9 protein-coding genes are annotated in these 16,456 nt (G+C 67.4%); all 9 read left to right on the top strand.

What is annotated here, in order from left to right:
• Positions 1 to 111 precede the first annotated feature (111 nt).
• The 9 genes from IU452_RS08645 (at position 112) to IU452_RS08605 (ending at position 16,417) form a co-directional block, all read left to right on the top strand.
• Positions 112 to 1,224, top strand: a complete 1,113-nt coding sequence (locus IU452_RS08645) for an alpha/beta hydrolase (RefSeq protein ID WP_195108432.1) — start codon at positions 112 to 114, stop codon at positions 1,222 to 1,224.
• Positions 1,225 to 1,627: 403 nt separating this feature from the next.
• Complete coding sequence (locus IU452_RS08640; RefSeq protein ID WP_195108431.1) at positions 1,628 to 2,665, top strand: alpha/beta hydrolase; 1,038 nt, start codon at positions 1,628 to 1,630, stop codon at positions 2,663 to 2,665.
• A gap of 231 nt (positions 2,666 to 2,896) precedes the next feature.
• The gene (locus IU452_RS08635; protein WP_324192509.1) at positions 2,897 to 4,699 is read left to right on the top strand and encodes an alpha/beta hydrolase-fold protein; all 1,803 of its coding nucleotides are present in this window, start codon (positions 2,897 to 2,899) and stop codon (positions 4,697 to 4,699) included.
• A 115-nt stretch (positions 4,700 to 4,814) separates the two neighbouring features.
• The gene (locus tag IU452_RS08630) at positions 4,815 to 5,339 is read left to right on the top strand and encodes a DUF732 domain-containing protein (RefSeq protein ID WP_195108429.1); all 525 of its coding nucleotides are present in this window, start codon (positions 4,815 to 4,817) and stop codon (positions 5,337 to 5,339) included.
• A complete protein-coding gene (locus IU452_RS08625) occupies positions 5,336 to 6,325 on the top strand; it encodes a cutinase family protein (RefSeq protein ID WP_195108428.1) in 990 nt (329 codons plus the stop codon). The genes IU452_RS08630 and IU452_RS08625 overlap by 4 nt, the downstream gene beginning before the upstream one ends.
• Positions 6,326 to 6,451: 126 nt before the next feature.
• On the top strand, positions 6,452 to 7,465 hold the full coding sequence (locus IU452_RS08620; protein WP_195108427.1) for an LLM class F420-dependent oxidoreductase: 1,014 nt from the start codon (positions 6,452 to 6,454) through the stop codon (positions 7,463 to 7,465).
• 227 nt (positions 7,466 to 7,692) lie between these two features.
• On the top strand, positions 7,693 to 9,615 hold the full coding sequence (fadD32, locus tag IU452_RS08615) for a long-chain-fatty-acid--AMP ligase FadD32 (protein ID WP_195108426.1): 1,923 nt from the start codon (positions 7,693 to 7,695) through the stop codon (positions 9,613 to 9,615).
• 68 nt (positions 9,616 to 9,683) lie between these two features.
• Positions 9,684 to 14,876, top strand: coding sequence for a polyketide synthase Pks13 (pks13, locus tag IU452_RS08610; protein ID WP_195108425.1), 5,193 nt, complete (start codon positions 9,684 to 9,686; stop codon positions 14,874 to 14,876).
• The gene (locus tag IU452_RS08605) at positions 14,873 to 16,417 is read left to right on the top strand and encodes an acyl-CoA carboxylase subunit beta (RefSeq protein WP_195108424.1); all 1,545 of its coding nucleotides are present in this window, start codon (positions 14,873 to 14,875) and stop codon (positions 16,415 to 16,417) included. Before pks13 ends, IU452_RS08605 begins: the two co-directional genes overlap by 4 nt.
• The last annotated feature ends 39 nt before the right edge of the window (positions 16,418 to 16,456 follow it).

Below are 16,456 nucleotides of genomic sequence, written 5' to 3'. Positions count from 1 at the left end.
GAAATAATGCCGAACGCGCACTCGGACGCGCGGGCGTTCGGCATCCGAGTGCCGATCGGCGGGCGCTCGTAATGCGGTCAACGGTGATTGCACAGGCGAAAGGTCGAGTCGATGCGGTCGGATGTGGTGTGCGAGAAGGTTGCTAGGCAAGGCAGTAGGTGCCGGAGCGGCGCCGGTGGCGGCCCCGTGGGCCGGTTGCGCCGCACGATTGCCGGACTGGCGGTGGCCCTCTCGGTGCCGCTGACGGCCACCGTCGGTGCGGCCGGTCCGGCCGCCGCGTCGTACGATCCGGCGGGTTTCGACTTCTGGGTCGACTCGGGCATGGGTCCGGTCAAAACCCGGGTCTTCCGCGCCGCCGACGGCAATACCCAGCGTGTTGTGTACGCGCTGGACGGGCTGCGCGCCCGCAACGACCTGTCCGGCTGGGAGATCGACACCGACATCTCGCGCACGCTGACCCAGTGGAACATCAATGTGGTCATGCCGATCGGCGGCCAGTCCAGCTTCTACTCCGACTGGGTCTCGCCCAGCTCGTTCCTGGGGTTGCCACCGATAGGCTCGCCAGTCGGTCTGGCCTCAGGATCGGGTGGGACGCAGGCGCTGTCGGGCGGTCCGGGTAAGAGCTACCGCTACGAATGGGAGACATTCCTGACCCGGGATCTGCGCAATGCGCTGCGCGATCGGCTCGGCTTCAATCCGAATGGCAACGGGGTATTCGGATTGTCCATGGGCGGCGGGGCCGCCCTCACCCTGGCGGCTTATCATCCCGATCAATTCCGTTATGCCGCATCCTATTCGGGATATCTGAATCCGACCGCCCCCGGGATGCCGGAGGCGTTGCGGGCGGCGATGATGGATGCCGGCGGCTACAACATCGACTCCATGTGGGGTCTGCCGGGGGATCCGCGCTGGCAGCGCCACGATCCGACCCTCGCCGCCAAGCTGTTGCACGAGCACGGCACGCGGCTGTGGATCTCCTCCGGCAACGGCATACCCGGCCCGCGCGATCCGCTGCGCGGTCCCGTCGACGCGTATCACCTGACCAATGCCGCGGTGCTGGAGTCGATCGCGCTGGGCAATACCCGGGCATTCCAGGCCCGCTGGAACAGTCTCGGCGGTGGTAACGCGACGTTCGATTACACGCCGATAGGCGTTCACTTCTGGCGTTACTGGATCGACCAGGTCCACAAGATGCTGCCCGATCTGAGCGCGAATCTCGGCTAGACAGCCACATCCCGGGCGTTCTTCCCGTTCCCTTCCGGGCATCCGGGCGTTCTTCCCGTTCCCTTCCGGGCATCCGGGCGTTCTTCCTGTTCCCGGCGAAAGCCGGGATCTCGGAAGAGATTTCGGGTTCGCGCGACATCACCGGCCGGACGCGATAGGGTCACCGCACGATTACGAAAGCTGCACGGGCGGATTTCGGTCACATGGTTCGTCCCATCTTGCTAACGAAAGGGCGGTCGCATATCGTCCAGCGAGCGCAAGTGTGACCAGTTCGTAGACGCGCAGCCACTCACCTCGGAAGTCGGGGTCCGGAGTGAGTGCTGATCGTGCCGGTGACGGCGACACACCGTCGCGCGGCATGGCTACAACAGCAGACTACAGCAGCAGAAAGAGAGCAGTATCAATGCGTTTCGGCAGGTCCGCCGCGCCGGAGGGAATCCAGTCAGGACGGCGAAATGCAAAGCTCGGTTGGCGCACACGCCTTCTCGCTGTGAGCGCAGCCGCACTGGCCCTCCCGATCGCGGCGGGTGTGGCGACCCCGACGGTCGCGCTGGCGTCCCCCCTCAGTGCTCCGGTGCACCACACCCCAGCGGGCGGTTACGAGGAGCTGATGGTCCCGTCCTCCATGGGTCCGGTGAAGGTTCAGGTGCAGTGGGCCCGGGGCGGAGGTAATGCGGCGCTGATCCTGCTCGACGGCCTGCGGGCGCGCGATGACCGCAACGCCTGGTCGTTCGAGACCAACGCGCAGGGCATGTTCGCCAATGACAACGTCACCCTCGTGATGCCGGTCGGCGGTCAGTCCAGCTGGTATGCGGACTGGCAGGCCCCGAGCAACACCAACGGTCAGAAGTTCACCTACAAGTGGGAGACCTTCCTGACCAAGGAGCTGCCGGACTTCCTCGCCAACTACGGCGTCGCGCGCAACAACTACGGCGTGGCGGGCCTGTCCATGAGCGGCCCGGCCGCCCTGCGGCTGGCCGCCTTCCACCGCGACCAGTTCAAGTACGCGGCCTCGTTCTCCGGCCCGATGAACTGGAACGCCCCGGGCATGCGTGAGGCCATCCGCGTGATGATGCTCGACGCGGGTCGGTTCAACGTGGACTCGATGGCCGCGCCGTGGAGCCCGCAGTGGCTGCGGTCGGATCCGATGGTGTTCGCGCCCCAGCTGCGCGGCCTGCCGATGTTCATCTCCTCGGCCAACGGCATCCCGGGCCCGCACGACCACCCGAACTCCGCGGTCGGCGTGTTCAACACCGCCAACGCGATGGGTATCGAGGCGATCTCGTTCATCAGCACCAAGTCGTTCCAGGCGCGGCTGTCCTCGCTGGGCATCCCGGCCCAGTACGACTTCCCGATCAACGGCACACACTCCTGGAAGTACTGGGAGGAAGAGCTCGGTAAGGCCCGCCCGGGCATCCTGGCGGCGCTGAACGCCGGGTAGTTCTCGAGCACATTGCCCGACGCCGTGCAGCACTCTGCACGGCGTCGGGTGTTTCAGGCGCCCGATTCGGGGGTACTCGTCACTTTTGCTGTGAGACAGGTCGTTTGCTGTCCGCGCGTCCTCCCCGGCTTATGCCCCGCAGCGCGGTAGAAAACTTCTGTGGTAGGTGAGGCAACCGTCAGATGGGGGAGAGCGCGCCGCGCTCGTACGGCTCGTGGGCGACTGGCGGCGGTGGCCGCGGTCGTCGTGCTACCGCTCGCCGCAGGATCTGCCACCATCGCACCCGCCGCCGCCCAGCCGGTCGCCACCCCGGCCGCGGCCGTCGGTGCCACCGTGCAGAAGGTGGTGTGGCTGACCGACCGCCGCGTCGCGCTGTGGGTGAATTCGCCGAGTATGGGCTCGCCCGTGCAGGTCCAGTTGCTACTGGCGCGCGACTGGAACACCCGCCCCGAGGCCCGGTTTCCGCTGCTGTTCATGCTCGACGGCCTGCGCGCCCAGGACGACGAGAGCGGCTGGACCAAGGACGCCGGCGCGGTGGACTTCTACGCCGACAAGAACGTCACCGTGGTGCTGCCGATCGGCGGCCAGTCCAGCTTCTATGCCGACTGGCTGCAGCCGAACAACGGCAAGAACTACAAGTGGGAGACCTTCCTGACCAAGGAACTGCCCCCGCTGCTGCAGAACCAGTGGCGCGCCACCGAGGTGCGCGGCGTGGAGGGGCTGTCGATGGGTGGGACGGCCGCGATGTTCCTGGCCGGGCGCAATCCGGGCTGGGTGAGGTTCGCGGCCTCGTATTCGGGGGCGCTCAGCACCACGAGCCTGGGCATGCCGCAGGCCATCATGTTCGCCATGCGCGATGCGGGCGGTTTCGACGCCAATGCCATGTGGGGACCGCCGACGAGCCCGGAGTGGGAGGCGCACGACCCGTATGCGCTGGCCGACAAGCTCAAGGGCGTCAGCCTGTACGTCTCGGCCGGTAGCGGCACCACCGGCGCCTACGACAGGCCCTCCGACATCCCCGGCATCAGCACCAACTACGCCGGGATGGGGCTGGAAATCCTGGCCCGGCTGACCAGCCAGAACTTCGTGAACAAGCTGAACAAGCTGGCGATCCCCGTCACCGTGAACTTCCGGCCCTCCGGCACCCACTCCTGGCCGTACTGGGATTTCGAGATGCGTCAGTCCTGGCCGCAGGCCGCGGCCGCGCTCGGGGTCGAGCCGACCGCGCCGGAGTGCACGGTGGGCGGCGCGATCGCCGCTGCGGCACAGGCGAATCCGTGGCTGGGCGGCTGCGTCACCGGCGAGTACCAGGTGACCGACGGCGCCGCACAGGACTTCCGCGGCGGGCGGGTGGTGTGGTCACCGGGCACCGGAGCGCATCCGGTGGGCGGCATGATCGGCGGCACCTACGCGGGGGCCATGGGCCCGGCAGGACCGCTGGGCATGCCGACCGGCGACGAACGGCCGCTGCCGGACGGGCGCGGCCGATACCAGACCTTCCAGGACGGCTCGGTCTACTGGACGCCGCAGACCGGCGCCCAGGTGGTGCGGGGCGCGATCCTCGCTGAATGGGCCCGGCAGGGCTACGAGCGCGGGCCCGCCGGGTATCCGACCGCGCCGGAGCAGAAGACGCCGAACCGGGACGGTGTGGTGCAGGGCTTCGAGAACGGGCCCCTGTACTTCAGCACCAAGACCGGCGCGCATCGGGTGCAGGGGATGATCCTGGGCAAGTACGCACAGCTCGGTTTCGAGAACAGCCCGCTCGGCTTCCCCCTCACCGAGGAGCAGCCGCTGCGCGACGCCGGGCGGTATTCGACGTTCGAGGGCGGCAATATCTACTGGAGTCCGCTGTCGGGCGCCTGGGCGGTCCGCAACGGCCCGATCATGGACGCCTGGGGTCAGCAGGGCTTCGAGAACGGCAAGCTCGGCTACCCGATCAGCGACGAGTTCCCCGTTCCCGGCGGAGTCCAGCAGAACTTCCAGACCGGCTTCATCGTGATCAAGGACGGCAAACCCGAGGTGCACGGTATTTAAGGCCGTCCTTGAGAGTTGCATGAGGTTTGTTGTGCGTATCCCCCGGACGCGGGGGTAGCCATTAGCCTGGACGGCGACCGCTGACCCTTGTGAACAAGATCGAGGAAACGAATACATGCTTCGGACCCGTGGAAAGGTGGCCGGTGTGGTTGTCGCGATCGCGGCCACCGGTTTGCTCGCCGCCTGCGGCAACAACGATTCGACGGCGTCGAGCACGCCCACGCTGAAGACCTCGACCACGACCGCCTCCCCGACCGTCACGCTTCCCTCGGTCCAGGTACCCCCCGACAGCGAGGAGCCCGCGCCGGAGCAGCCCGCCCCGACCACCACCGTCGCGCCGGAGCGGCCGCAGCCGGTCGAGCCGACGACCGGGGCCAATACCCCGCCGCTGTCGGGTAAGGATCAGGCATTCCTGGACGAGCTGCGCAAGCGCGGCGTCACCCCGTCCAGCCCGGATATCGCGCTCACGGCGGCCAACTACGTCTGTCAGGGTAAGTCGGCGGGCGCCTCCGACCAGGAGATCTCGACCTACGTCAACGCGATGGCCGGTTCCGACCCGGCCTTCGATCCGAACAAGATGCCGGTCGAGCAGGCCGGCAAGATCTACATCGACGTCGCGACCGCGACCTACTGCAAGTGACCTCACGACGGACGGGACTTCGGGGCGGCGCCGGCAGGCGCCGCCGACCGGGCTGTCTGCTGATCCTCGCGATCATCGCGGCGGTCGTCGTGCTGGTGCTGCTGCTGTGGTACCTGCTGGCGGGGGTGCTGCGGATACCCAAGCCGACACTGCCCAAGCCGGGCCCGCCCACCTCGCAGCCGGCCAGCTGCCCGGACGTGCAGTTGCTGTCGATTCCGGGCACGTGGGAGTCGGCCAGCAACGACGATCCGCACAACCCGACGGCCAATCCGAACTCGCTCATGCTGCACATCACCGATCAGGTGCGCCAGCAGTTCCCGCAGGACCGGTTGGACGTCTACACCGTCCCGTACGTCGCGCAGTTCTCCAACCCCATCGCGCTGCCGCCGGACGGCCAGCAGTCCTATAACAACAGCCGTTCGGAGGGCACCAAGCGGGCGGTCGACGAGTTGACCTCGATGCACAAGCAGTGTCCGCTCACCACCTATGTGATCGCCGGATTCTCCCAGGGCGCGGTGATCGCGGGGGATGTTGCCGCGCAGATCGGCGCGGGCAAGGGACCGGTCCCGGCGGACAAGGTCCTGGGTGTGACCGTGATCGCCGACGGCCGCCGCGACCACGGGCCCGGGCAGGGCATCGTGATCGGCTCGGACACACCGGGTGTCGGCGCCGAGGTGGCGCTGCGTGGCCTGAGCGTCCCCGGCATCACCATGACCGGCCCGCGGCCGGGCGGCTTCGGCACGCTCGCCGACCGCACCTTCACCATCTGCGCCCCCGGTGATCTCATCTGCGACGCCCCGCCCAAGGCCCTGAACCCGGTCAACATCCTCCCGAGCCTGACCACGCTGGTCCGCGCGGTCGGCAATCCCGTGCACGCTCTCTACGCCTCCAACACGATCGACGACAACGGCACCAGCGCCGTCGACTGGACGGTGAATTGGGCGGCGGGCCTTATCAACAACGCTCCACATCCGCCGCACTCCTGATCCCGGCCAAGACCCGTCGGTTTCTTCTGCAGGCTGTAAAGTGCTGCGATGACTGCGACGCCGGAGCCGGTCCACCGGACCGATCCGGCGTCGCCGCGATTTCCGACAGCCAGGGAGCATGTGTTCATGACAGAAGCCGCCGCACCGGCGTTGTCGGCGCTGGGCACCCCGCTGCGGCCGTTCCGCTTCGCTGCGGCGGGCGAGGGCAATCAGCAGGAAGGCGGCGCGCGCAAGTTCGTCAAGCTCGCACAGCAGGCCGAGGAGTTGGGCTACGACTCGTTCGCGGTGCCCGATCACCTGGGCCCGCAGGTCGGCCCGATCGCCGCCCTGGGTGCGCTGGCGGTGGCGACCGAGCGGATCCGCATCGGAACCTCCGTGCTGGCCAACGGGTTTCGCCATCCGGTCGTGCTGGCCAAGGACGCCGCCACCATCGATGTGCTGTCGAGGGGGCGGCTGGAGCTGGGCATCGGGGCGGGCTGGATCAAGGGGGAGTTCGAGGCCGCGGGCATCCCTTATGAGTCACCCGGGGTGCGCCTGGAGAAGCTGGACGAGGCGTTGACCATCCTGGATGTGCTGCTGCGCGGTCAGGAATGTCACTTCGAGGGCAAGCACTACCAGGTGCGCGGCATCAAGGGGACGCCCCGGCCGCGGCAGGGCCCGCGCCCGCCGCTGGTGACCGGCGGCGGCGGTCCGAGGATGCTGCGCCTGGCCGCCAAGCACGCCGACATCATCTCCGTAGTCCCGCAGACCACCCGAAACGGTAAAGGGCTGCTGTCGGGAATCACCCTCGACAAGACCATCGAGAAAGTGAATCTGATCAAGGAGGCGGCCGGTGATCGTTTCGCCGACATCGAGCTGAACTGGACAATTACCGCAATTCTGATCACCGACGACCGCGAGCGCACGGCGGAGATGGCACTGTCCGCGATCGATAAGGGCCTGCACCCCGATCTCGAGGTCGACGTCCGGCTCACGGTGGACGACATTCTGGCGTCCCCCTATGTGGCGATCGGCACATTCGAGGAGATCGCCGAGCAGATCCGTAACGTGCGAGCACTGACCTCGATGTCCTATGTCGGAGTGTTTCCGACCCAGATGGACGCCTTCGCGCCGGTGATCCCGTTGTTGCGGGAGAAGTAGAAGTAACAGGGACATGTAGGCCGCGCTCCGGAGACTGCTTCGGGGCCTGCTCTGTAACATGTCTCTGGTTTGAGTACATCTAGCCGATAGGTGGTCACCGCGCAGACCGCCGGAAAAGCTGCAGGCATGCTCTTGCACCACAGAGCGCCCGCGGGCGATAGCGAGTCGGGGCCTCACAGGTAACAGCGGCCATGTCGCCGTGCTGCGTGTGCCTCGGAGGAGAAGGAATGACGGACGAGACTTTCGACGATTACCTGGACGAAACCGGGAACATCAGAATTCCCGAGGGGCGGACCCTGGTCGATTACGTCGAGAAGCACACCCGCAACGACGCCAACACGCTGGCCTACCGCTACATCGACTACTCCCGCGAGCGCGACGGGGAGTACCAGGACCTGACCTGGAAGGAATTCGGCATTCGGCTGCGCGCGGTGGCCGCTCGCCTCCAGCAGGTGACCAAGCCCGGGGACCGAGTGGCGATTCTCGCTCCCCAGGGCCTGGACTACGTGGTCTCCTTCTTCGCCGCCATCTACGCGGGCACCATCGCGGTGCCGCTGTTCGACCCCGACGAGCCCGGCCACACCGACCGGTTGCACGCGGTGCTCGGCGACTGCAAGCCCTCGGCCATTCTCACGGCGAGCTCCTCCGCCGCGGGCGTGCGCCAGTTCTTCCGTCCCCTGCCCGCCGCCCAGCGTCCGCGCATCATCGCCGTCGACGCCGTGCCGGACACCCTCGGCGACGCCTGGGTCTATCCGGAGATCACCGTCGACGACATCGCCTACCTGCAGTACACCTCGGGTTCTACCCGCACGCCCGCCGGTGTGGAGATCACCCACCGCGCCGTCGGCACCAACCTGCTGCAGATGGTGCACGCCATCAATCTGGACTGGAACTCCCGCGGCGTCACCTGGCTACCGCTGTTCCACGACATGGGCCTGCTGTGTGTGATCCTGCCCGCGATCGGTGGCAAATACATCACCATCATGTCGCCCAGTGCCTTCGTGCGACGGCCCTACCGCTGGATCAAGGAGCTGGCCGCGGTCTCCGACGGCGCCGGAACCTTCGCCGCGGCGCCGAATTTCGCCTTCGAGCACGCGGCCGCCCGCGGCCTGCCGAAGAACGGCGAGACGCTGGACCTATCCAATGTCATCGGCCTGATCAACGGTTCGGAGCCGGTGACCACCTCCTCGATGAAGAAGTTCAACGAGGCCTTCGCCCCGTACGGGCTGCCCAAGACCGCCATCAAGCCCTGCTACGGCATGGCCGAGGCGACCCTGTTCGTGTCGGCGACCCGGCACGAGGACGAGGCGAAGGTCATCTACGTCGACCGCAACGAGCTCAATGCCGGGCGCGTGGTCAAGGTCGAGCAGGGCACGCCTAACTCCATCGCCCAGGTCAGCTGCGGTTACGTGGCGCTGTCGCAGTGGGCCGCGATCGTCGATCCCGACACCATCGACAGCCCGGAGGGCCCGCGCGAGCTGCCCGAGAACCAGGTCGGCGAGATCTGGTTGCACGGCAACAACATCGGCATCGGGTACTGGGGTCGCGACGAGGAGACCCACAAGACCTTCAAGAACAGGCTGGTGCGCCGGCTGCCCACCGACAGCAAGGCCGAGGGCACCGACGCCGACGCCGTCTGGATGCGCACCGGCGACTACGGTGTGTACGTCGACGGTGAGCTGTACATCACCGGCCGGGTGAAGGACCTGGTCATTGTGGACGGCCGCAACCACTACCCGCAGGACCTCGAATACTCGGCGCAGGAGGCCAGCAAGCTGCTGCGCGCCGGCTTCATCGCCGCCTTCTCGGTCCCGGCCAACCAGCTGCCGGCCGAGGTGTTCGCCCAGGACAGCCATTCGGGCCTGAAGTTCGACCCGGACGACTCCTCCGAACAGCTGGTGATCGTGGCCGAACGTGGGCCCGGCGCCCACAAGGCCGATCCGGGACCGATCGCCGACGCGGTGCGCGCGGCCATCTCGCAGCGTCACGGTGTGACGGCGCGCGATGTGCTGCTGGTGCCGGCCGGCTCGATCCCACGCACCTCCAGCGGCAAGATCGCCCGCCGCGCCTGCAAGGCCGCATATCTGGAAGGCACGCTGCGCGGTGGTTATCAGCAGCAGGCCTTCCCGGATGCACCCAACGAAGAGTGAGGCACACGGGGACACTGGCTGTCAATCCCCGCCGCTCAACCCCCGCACCCAGGTAGCTTGAGGAATTGATGGCTGACAACGAGGGCACCCAGACGACAGAGACCGCCGGCGACGCCGCGGTCACCGACGCCGCGCAGGTTCCGGCCGCAGCATCGGCCGAGGTGACACCGGGCACCGACATGTCCGTGGCCGAGCTGCGGGAATGGTTGCGGCGCTGGGTCGCCGACGCGACCGGCCAGCCGATCGAACAGATCACCGTGGACCGGCCGATGGAGGAGTTCGGCCTGGCCTCGCGCGACGCCATCGCCCTCGGCGGGGATATCGAAGAGCTCACCGGCGTGATGCTGAACGCCACCATCGTGTATCAGCATCCGACCATCGCCTCGCTGGCGGAGCGAATCATCAACGGGGAGCCGGACGTTCCGGAGGAATCCGTTGACGACGAGTTCTACACGGCCGGATTCCAGCCGGGGGAGGCGCACGATATCGCGATCGTGGGTCTGTCGACGCGACTGCCGGGTGCGGGGGATACGCCGGAGTCGACGTGGGAGTTCCTGATCAAGCGCGGGGACGGCATTCGGGAGCGGCCCGAAGGGCGATGGGCGGAGTTCCTCGCCGAACCCCAGATGGCCGAGGTCGTCGAGAAGGCGAACACCCTGGGTGGTTACCTCGATGAGGAGGTGGTCAGGGGCTTCGACGCGGAGTTCTTCGCCATGTCTCCGATCGAGGTGGAGCGGGTCGACCCGCAGCAGCGGCTGATGATGGAGCTGACCTGGGAAGCGCTGGAGCATGCCCGCATTCCTGCCAGCGACCTGAAGGGCCGGCCGGTCGGAGTTTTCATCGGCTCCTCGGGCAATGACTTCATGTTTCTCGCCGCCATGGCGGCGGGTACGCAACGCGATGAGAACACACCGGCGACGGCCGCGGCGTACGGAATCATGGGCAGTGCCTCGTCCATCATTCCCAACCGGGTGTCCTACTTCTTCGACTTCCGCGGCCCGTCGGTCTCCGTCGACACCGCATGCTCGTCGACCCTGGTCGCGGTGCACGAGGGGGTGCAGGCGCTGCGCAGCGGCAATGCCGATGTCGCCCTCGCCGGTGGCGTGAACATGCTGCTGGCCCCGTTCACGACCCTCGGTTTCGACGGGGGCGGCGGGGTCGCGAAGGACGGCCACATCAAGGCGTTCTCCTCCGACGCGGACGGCATGGTCCGCTCCGAGGGTGGCGGCATGGTGGTGCTCAAGCGCCTGGCCGACGCCGAGCGTGACGGCGACCGGATCCTGGCCGTCATCAAGGGTTCCGCGGTCAACAACGACGGCCGGTCGAACGGTCTGCTGGCTCCGAATCCGGATGCGCAGGCCGACGTGCTGCGCCGCGCCTACCGCGACGCCGGAATTCATCCGTCTTCGGTCGACTACATCGAGGCGCACGGCACCGGCACCCCGATCGGTGACCCGATCGAGGCCAACGCGCTCGGTCGCATCGTCGGCCGCGGGCGCGATGCCGACAAGCCCGCGCTGCTGGGTTCGGCGAAGACCAATTTCGGTCACTTGGAGTCGGGCGCCGGTGCGGCCAGCCTCGCCAAGGTGATCATGTCGTTGCAGCACAACGTCATTCCGCCGAATATCAACTATGCGGGTCCGAGCCCGTACATTCCGTTCGATCAGGCCCATCTGAAGGTCGTCGACGAGCCGACCGAGTTCCCCCGCTACAGCGGTAAGGCCACCATCGGTGTCTCCGGATTCGGTTTCGGCGGCACCAACGCCCACCTGGTCATCCAGGAATACGTCCCCACCGATCCCTCTTCCGTCTCCCCGGCGAATGCCGGGACCACCGAAGCAAATCTGGACGACGAAACCACCGATGCGGTCGCCGATGCCGAGGCGATTCTCGCGGAAACCGAAGCGCCGGTGGCGGAGTGGACCGATGCCCGCACCGAGCCGCTGCCGGTGATCCTGCCGGTCTCGGCGTATCTGCCCTCGCGCCGCCGCCGCGCCGCCGCCGATCTGGCCGACTGGCTGGAATCCGAAGCGGGACAGGCGACTCCACTGGAGGATGTGGCGCGGTCGCTGGCCAAGCGCAACCACGGTCGGTCGCGGGGCGTGGTGCTGGCCACCACGCACGAGGAGGCGATCACCGGTCTGCGCGCCATTGCCGCCGGTAAGCCCGGCCAGGGCGTGTTCACCGCGGATGCCCCGGCCGCCCGCGGCCCGATGTGGGTTTTCGGCGGCTTCGGTTCGCATCACCGCAAGATGGGTAAGAAGCTCTACCTGGAGAATTCGATCTTCGCCCGCACCGTCGACCAGGTCGACGAGCTGGTCCAGGACGAGGCCGGGTATTCGGTCAAGGAGATGATCCTCGACGACGCCCAGGATTGGGATGTGGGCACCTCGCAGGTCGGCGTGTTCACCATTCAGGTCGGTCTGGCAGCACTGCTGCGGGCGCACGGTGCGAATCCCGAGGCCGTGGTGGGACATTCGCAGGGTGAGGCCGCGGCGTCCTATGTCTGTGGCGGCATGAACCTCGAGGATGCCGTCCGGGTGATCTGCGCGCGCTCGCGTCTCATGGGCGAGGGCGAGCAGATGATCCCCGACGACGAGGTCCGCAATATGGCGCTGGTGGAGTACAGCGCCGAGGACATCGAGAAGGTCATCGCGGACTATCCCGATCTCGAGGTGGCGGTGTATGCCGCGCCGACCAACACGGTGATCGGCGGTCCGCCGGATCAGGTGCAGGCTGTCGTCGCGCGGGCCGAGGCGGAGGGCAAGTTCGCGCGCGTGCTGCAGACCCGCGGCGCGGGGCACACCTCCCAGATGGATCCGCTGCTGGGCGAATTGGCCGCGGAGCTGGCCGGTATCGAGCCGAGCCGCCCGAAGGTCGATCTTTACTCGACCGTGCGCAAATCTGCGGTGTACCGCGCGGGTTCGGATCCGGTGCACGATGTCGACTACTGGGTCGCGAATATGCGCCAGCCGGTGTGCTTCAGCTACGCGATCCGGGCGGCGGTGGACAACGGCATCACCACCTACCTGGAGATCGCACCGCATTCGGTTGCGCTGATGCAGGTGCTGGGCACCACATTCGCGGCGGGTGTGCACGATGCGGCGCTGATTCCGACGCTCAAGCGCAAGGAGGACGACTCCGCGAACGTCATCTCCGCGCTGGCGCAGCTCTACGTGCAGGGTCATCCGGTGAACCTGTCGTCGCTGCTGCCCGAGGGTGACTACGCCGACGTTCCACGAACCGCGTTCCTGCGCAAGGAGTATTGGCCCAAGGTCGGCATCGCCGCCGGTTCCGGCAGCGGCCGGGTGCCCGGTTCGCATGTGGCGCTGCCCGACGGCCGCCACGCCTGGGAGGTGTCGGCGGGTGCCGTCACCGATCTCGCCGCCCTGGTGAATGCCGCTGCGGCCCAGGTGCTTTCGGACGTCTCGCTGGGTGCGTCGATCGCACATTCGCCGGTGCCCGCCTCCGGCACGCTGACCACTACGCTCACCCCGCATCCGGGTGGTGCGTCGGTGCAGGTGCACGTCAAGGAGGGCGGTGCGTTCCGCCTGCTGTTCGACGCGGTGGTGACCTCCGGTGCGCCGTTGCCGGAATCCGCGGTGGCGCAGCCTGTCCCGGCCGAGCAGCCGGCGGCAGAGCCGTCGACGGATGTCGCCGTGGTCGAATCCTTCGGTGAGCGTTGGGATCCCAACAGCAGCCAGACCGTCGAGGAGCGGCTGGCGATCATCGTCGCCGAGTCCATGGGCTATGCGGTCGAGGATCTGCCCATGGAGATCCCGCTCATGGAGCTGGGCCTGGACTCGCTGATGGCCATGCGCATCAAGAACCGGGTCGAATACGAATTCGACATCCCGCAGCTGCAGGTCCAGGCGGTGCGTGACGCCAGCCTGCACGAGATCTCCAAGGTCCTGCGCTACGCGGTCGAGCATCGCGAGCTGATCGACGAAATGGCCCAGCAGCAGGCCGCCGCGGGCGGGCAGCTGACGATCGACGAGAACTTCGTCGAGGCGGCCCGCGCCGCCGTCGAGTCGGGACAGGATCCGGTTGCCCTGCTGCGGGACAAGCTCGGCACGCAAGCCCCCGCTGCCGCCGAGAAGCCCGAGGCCGCGGCCGAACCGGCTGCGCCCGCGCAAGCCGCTGTCGCACAGGAGGATTCGGCGGTCGCTCCGACCGAGGACAACGTGCCGCCGCGCGATGCGGCCGAGCGCCTGACCTTCGGCACCTGGGCCATGGTGACGGGCAAGTCGGCGGGCGGCATCTTCAACACCCTGCCGATCCTGGACCAGGAGACCTCGCAGAAGCTTGCGGAACGGTTGTCCGAGAGGGTGGGTGCGGAGATCGACGTCGAGGAAGTGCTCGACTGCGAGACGATCGAGCAGCTGTCGGATATCGTGCGCCGGCATCAGGACGATGCCCTGGCCATCGATGGCTTCGTGCGTACCCTGCGCCCGCGGCCGGAGGGCTCGGATGCGGTGCCGGTTCTCGTATTCCACCCGGCGGGCGGCAACACACTGGTGTACGAGCCGCTGCTGAAGCGACTTCCCGCGGACACCCCGATGTACGGCTTCGAACGGGTCGAGGGATCGATCGAAGAGCGTGCGCGCCAGTACCTTCCGGAGATCCGCAAGATCCAGCCGGAAGGGCCGTACGTGCTGTACGGCTGGTCGCTGGGTGCGGTGCTGGCCCTGCAGGTCGGCCAGTTGCTGCGCGAGGAGGGCGCGGATGTGCGCTGGATCGGCCTGCTCGATCTGGCGATTCCGGCCGAGCCGGAGGACGACAGCCCCGAGGCGCGGGTACGCCGCATCGAGCGGTACCAGGCATTCGCGAAGAAGACCTTCAACATCCAGGGTGAACTCGATCGGGAGCAGCTGGAGGAGCTGGCGGCCGCGAGCGACGAAGAGCAGTTGCAGATCGTCCTCGAATTGGTCAAGTTCTCCGGTGCGAAGATCCCCGGCGGGGTGCTCGAACACCAGCGGACCTCGTGGATCGAGCACCGCGAGCTGGCGAAGGTGCAGCCGTCCCGCTACGACGGCGATGTCGTTCTCTACCTTGCGGATCGGTACCACGACGGCGCCATCGAGCTGGAGCCGCGCTACGCCGAACGCCGACCCAACGGCGGCTGGGACGAGTACATCCCCAACCTCGAGATCATCCACATCCCGGGCGACCACCTCCAGATCGTCGACGAGCCGCGCATCGCCACGATCGGTGCCGACCTCACCAAGAAACTGGCCGCTATTGCGAAGGGAGACCAGTGAGCACGACCGCCGAGAAGCTTGCCGACCTGCGAAAAAAGCTAGAACTCGCGCAGGAGCCGGCGGGTGAAGCGGGGGTGGCCAAGCGGGCCCGCAAGGGTATCCCCTCGGCCCGCGACCGGATCAATATGCTGCTGGATCCGGGCACCTTCGTGGAAATCGGTGCGCTCGTGCGCAATCCGGGCGACAAGAACGCTCTCTACGGCGACGGCGTGGTCACCGGGCACGGCATGGTCGACGGCCGCCCCGTGGCGGTGTTCTCGCACGATCAGACCGTGTACGGCGGTTCGGTCGGTGAGATGTTCGGTCGCAAGGTGGCCGCGGTCATGGAATTCGCGGGCAAGGTCGGCTGTCCGGTGGTGGGTATCAACGACTCCGGCGGCGCCCGCGTCCAGGAGGCGGTCACCTCGCTGGCGTGGTACGCGGAGATGGGCCGTCGCCAGGAGCCGCTGTCGGGCATGGTGCCGCAGATCTCGATGATTCTGGGCAGCTGTGCCGGTGGTGCGGTGTACGCGCCGATCAACACCGACGTCGTGGTGGCCACCGAAGAGGCGTACATGTTCGTCACCGGTCCCAAGGTGATTCGCGAGGTCACCGGCGAGGACGTCAGCCTGGAAGAACTGGGCGGGGCCTACAGTCAGGCCGAGTACGGCAATATCCACCATGTCGCCAAGGACGAGAAGGCGGCCTTCGAGTGGGTGCGGCAGTACCTGAGCTACCTGCCGTCCAGCTGCCAGGAGCAGGCGCCCATCGTGAATCCGGGCATGGAGCCCGAGATGACCGACAGCGACCGGGAACTGAACTCGATCGTGCCGGATTCCGACAACGCCGGATACGACATGCACGAGATCCTGCTGCGCATCTTCGACGACGGCGACTTCCACGAGATCGGCGCCCAGTCGGGGCAGAACATCATCACCGGATTCGCGCGGGTCGACGGCCGCAGCGTCGGCGTGGTCGCCAACCAGCCGATGGTGTACGCGGGTGCGCTGGATGCCCGTGCCTCGGACAAGGCGGCGCATTTCGTGCGCATGTGCGATGCCTTCGAAGTGCCGCTGGTGTTCGTGGTGGACACGCCGGGCTTCCTCCCGGGTGTGGAGCAGGAGAAGATCGGCGTCATCAAGCGCGGCGGCCGCTTCCTGTTCTCGTTCGTCGAGGCCACCGTGCCGAAGGTGACCGTGGTCATCCGCAAGTCCTACGGCGGTGGCTACGCGGTGATGGGCTCCAAGCAGCTCGGCGCCGACGTGAATCTGGCCTGGCCGACCGCGCGGATCGCGGTCATGGGCGCGGAGAGCGCGGTCAGCGTGGTGGGCCGCAAGCAGATCGAGGCCGCGCCGGAGGAGCAGCGCGCCGCGATCCGCAAGCAGATGATCGACTTCTACAACGCCACGGTCGCCACCCCCTGGGTCGCCGCCGAACGCGGCTACATCGACGCCGTCATCGAACCGGCCACCACCCGACTAGAGATCCGCCGAGCCCTACACCTGCTGCGCGACAAGAAACTCAACCGCAACCCCCGCAAACACCACCTCCTCCCGCTGTAGTTCCGGCGAAAAGCACGCCGGAACAACGAGGGGTCGGTG

The sequence above is a fragment of the Nocardia transvalensis genome (assembly GCF_015477765.1).
Classification (GTDB): domain Bacteria; phylum Actinomycetota; class Actinomycetes; order Mycobacteriales; family Mycobacteriaceae; genus Nocardia; species Nocardia transvalensis_A.
The sequence above is the reverse complement of the archived record's forward strand: the minus strand, read 5'-3'. Positions and strand labels throughout refer to the sequence as shown.

Bases quoted from the DNA above. Each gene is read 5' to 3' on its own strand.
- pks13 (WP_195108425.1), top strand. From the start codon at position 9,684: ATGGCTGACAACGAGGGCACCCAGACGACAGAGACCGCCGGCGACGCC.
- IU452_RS08620 (WP_195108427.1), top strand. From the start codon at position 6,452: ATGACAGAAGCCGCCGCACCGGCGTTGTCGGCGCTGGGCACCCCGCTG.
- IU452_RS08645 (WP_195108432.1), top strand. From the start codon at position 112: ATGCGGTCGGATGTGGTGTGCGAGAAGGTTGCTAGGCAAGGCAGTAGG.
- IU452_RS08630 (WP_195108429.1), top strand. From the start codon at position 4,815: ATGCTTCGGACCCGTGGAAAGGTGGCCGGTGTGGTTGTCGCGATCGCG.
- IU452_RS08640 (WP_195108431.1), top strand. From the start codon at position 1,628: ATGCGTTTCGGCAGGTCCGCCGCGCCGGAGGGAATCCAGTCAGGACGG.
- fadD32 (WP_195108426.1), top strand. From the start codon at position 7,693: ATGACGGACGAGACTTTCGACGATTACCTGGACGAAACCGGGAACATC.